Source organism: Rhodobacter capsulatus, from assembly GCF_005144475.1.
GTDB classification, from domain to species: Bacteria; Pseudomonadota; Alphaproteobacteria; order Rhodobacterales; family Rhodobacteraceae; genus Rhodobacter; species Rhodobacter capsulatus_C.
In genome coordinates, this window is sequence record NZ_SWJZ01000106.1 from 1 (window position 1) to 2,924 (window position 2,924).

Here is a 2,924-nt window from a genome sequence, read left to right on the forward strand (position 1 = left end):
CCGCCCTGCACCCCCGCCGCCTCCCGCCCCCCGGCCCCGCCCGCAGCCGCCCGCCCGCGGCTATATCGACAGCGTCGCCCGCGCGCTCGAGATCATGCGCCGCGAAGACGGCCTGCCCGAGGCGCTGCAAAAGATCGTCCTTGCCCGCACCCTGCTGGTCGAGGAGGCGCAGGCCTTCCCGATGCGCGAGGTGCTGGCCCGGCTGAGCGAAGACCCGTCGGTGACCGCCTTCCAGGTCTCGCTGCCCGCCCGCGCCGATCAGGGCGCGCCGCGCCATCTGGTCGGCGCGACGCCGGAGCTGCTGTTGCAAAAGCGCGGCGCGACGATCCTGTCGCATCCGTTGGCGGGCTCGGCGCGGCGGTGCGAGGCGCGCGAGGCCGATGCCCGGGCGGCGCAGGCGCTGGCCCGGTCGGAAAAGGATCAGCGCGAGCATCGGCTGGTGGTCGATTACATCCTTGACCTGCTTGCCCCCGATTGCGCCGAGCTTTCGACCCCCGAGGGCACCGCGCTGACCAAAACCCGCTCGATGTGGCATATCGGCACCCGGATCACCGGGCGGCTGAAGGATCCCGACACCCCCGCCGTGGTGCTGGCCGCGCGGCTGCATCCGACGCCAGCGGTCTGCGGCCTGCCCTGCGCGCGGGCCGCCGGGCTGATCCGCAGCCTGGAGCCGGTCGAGCGCGATTTCTATGCCGGGGCCGTGGGTTGGTGCGACCGGCGCGGCGATGGCGACTGGCATGTGGCGATCCGCTGCGCGGAACTTTGCGGCGCCCAGGCGCGGCTTTATGCGGGCGCGGGCATCGTGCTCGGCTCGGAGCCGCGCGCCGAGGCGGCCGAGACCGGCGCGAAATTCGGCGCCCTTCTCGCCGCGCTCGGCCTGCCGCGCGATGCGGCATTGCTCGATCTGCCGCGCGATGCGGCACTGCTCGACCTCGATCCCCGTCACGACTGAGCCCAGGACATCCAGATGGCCCTTCCCGGAATTCTCTCCTATCCCCTGCCCCGCCCCGAGGCGCTGCCCGCGGCCCGTGCCCCCTGGCACATTGTGCCCGCCCGTGCCGCGCTGCTGATCCATGACATGCAGCGCTATTTCTGCGCGCCCTTCCCGCAGGAGGCGGCGCCGCTGCCCGCGGTGATCGACAATATCGCCACCCTCGCCCGGGCCGCCCGCGCCTGCGGCATGCCGGTTTTCTACACCGCGCAGGAGGGCGCCCAGCTGCGCATCGACCGTGGCCTTCAGGCCGATCTCTGGGGGGCCGGGATGTCGCGCCGCGCGGAGCATCAGGACATCCTGCCCGATCTTGCCCCCGCGCCGGGCGATCTGGTGCTGACCAAACACCGCTACAGCGCCTTTCAGCGCTCGAACCTGGAACCCCTGATGCGCGCGCGCGGCCGTGATCAGCTGCTGATCACCGGGGTTTATGCCCATATCGGCTGTCTTGCCACCGCCGCCGAGGCGTTCCAGCGCGATATCGAGCCCTTCGCCATCGCCGATGCCCAGGCCGATTTCGACGCCGAGCGCCACGAGATGGCGCTGCGATGGGTGGCGGGCACCTGCGGCGGGGTGATCGCGACGCGCGACGCAATGGCCACGCTGACCGGGGTGACCCGATGCGCCTGAGCGGCTTTTCCGGGCGCCGCGCGCTTGTCACCGGCGCGGCGGGCGGCATCGGCCGCGAAACCGTCCGCCTGCTGCAGGAAGCGGGGGCAAGCGTCGTTGCCACCGATACCGCCGAAGCGCTGGCCAGCCTGCCCGAGGAGATCCGCGCCTGCGCCGGGATCTGGCTGCCCTGCGATCTGCGCGATCCCGCCGAGGTCGAGGCGATGCTGGCCACGGCCGAGGCGCAGGCGGGGCCGATCGGCCTTGCCGCCCATACCGCCGGGGTGCTGGCGCTTGGCCCGCTGCTCGAGATGACGGCCGAGGACTGGCGCCGGGTGATGGCGATCAACCTTGATGGCAGTTTTTATCTGCTGCAGGCGCTCGGGCGGCGGCTGGTGCAACAGCCGGGGGCGGCGCTGGTGGTGGTCAGCTCGAATGCCGCGGGGATTCCGCGGATCGGCATGGGCGCCTATTGCGCCTCCAAGGCGGCGCTGACCATGCTGACCCGCTGCCTCGGGCTGGAACTGGCGCGGCAGGGCCTGCGCTGCAACGTGCTGGCGCCCGGCTCGACGCTGACGCCGATGCAGACGGCGATGTGGGCCGACGATCAGGGCCCGGCGCGGGTGATCGCGGGCGATGGCGCCAGGTTCCGCACCGGGATTCCGCTCGGCAAGCTGGCAACGCCCGCCGATATCGCGCAGGCGGCGGTGTTCCTGCTCTCGGATCAGGCGGGCCACATCACCATGGCCGATCTTTACATCGACGGCGGCGCCACGCTGCGCGGCTGAGCCCCGGCCCTGTCGTCCTCGCGCGGCAGGGCAACGGCCGTCATCACCCCCGCAGGTCCGGCCAAAAGCACCGCCCCGATCCGCCGCCCCGCCCACCAGCCCGGGGCCAGATCGCGCGTCAATCGCAGCGCGGGCGGCTCTGCCGGTGTCGCGGGGCAAAGCTCGGCCGCGCCGAAATCGAAGCTTCGCCCGATCTGCGGGCTCAAGGCCTTGAAAAGACTTTCCTTCACCGAAAAGATCAGCCCGACCCAGCGCGGATCGGCGCCGAAGATTTCCTGTTCCGCCGGGGTCAGGGCCACCGAGGCGATCTGCTGTGCAAGCGGCGGGGTCAGATGCTGCTCGATGTCGATGCCAAGCCCGCCCCAAACGGCGGCGGCGCCCAGCAGGGCGATCGCCTGCCCGTCGCAATGGCTGATCGCGCCGCACAGCCCCGCGGGCCAGACTGGCGCGCCCCTGGCACAGCGCCCGGCCAGACAGGGCGTGCCGCACAGCGCGCGCGCGGCGGCGGCGGCGGCCAGCCGCCCGGCGCGATACTC

4 protein-coding genes are annotated in these 2,924 nt (G+C 72.4%); 3 read left to right on the forward strand and 1 reads right to left on the reverse strand.

The features are described from left to right. The 3 genes from FBT96_RS18520 to FBT96_RS18530 form a co-directional block, all read left to right on the forward strand. Positions 1-952, forward strand: a 952-nt coding sequence (locus tag FBT96_RS18520) for an isochorismate synthase (RefSeq protein ID WP_136909291.1), incomplete at its 5' end; no start/stop codon positions are given. A 15-nt stretch (positions 953-967) separates the two neighbouring features. Continuing rightward, a complete protein-coding gene (locus FBT96_RS18525) occupies positions 968-1,621 on the forward strand; it encodes an isochorismatase family protein (RefSeq protein WP_136909293.1) in 654 nt (217 codons plus the stop codon). Beyond that, positions 1,612-2,388 carry an SDR family oxidoreductase gene (locus tag FBT96_RS18530; protein ID WP_136909295.1) on the forward strand — a complete coding sequence of 259 codons (777 nt, stop codon included), beginning with the start codon at positions 1,612-1,614 and terminating at the stop codon, positions 2,386-2,388. Before FBT96_RS18525 ends, FBT96_RS18530 begins: the two co-directional genes overlap by 10 nt. On the opposite strand, the gene FBT96_RS18535 is transcribed toward FBT96_RS18530, so the two are convergent. Then, positions 2,355-2,924 (reverse strand): 4'-phosphopantetheinyl transferase family protein (locus tag FBT96_RS18535; protein WP_136909297.1); only part of this gene is annotated, 570 nt, incomplete at its 5' end. The genes FBT96_RS18530 and FBT96_RS18535 overlap by 34 nt on opposite strands.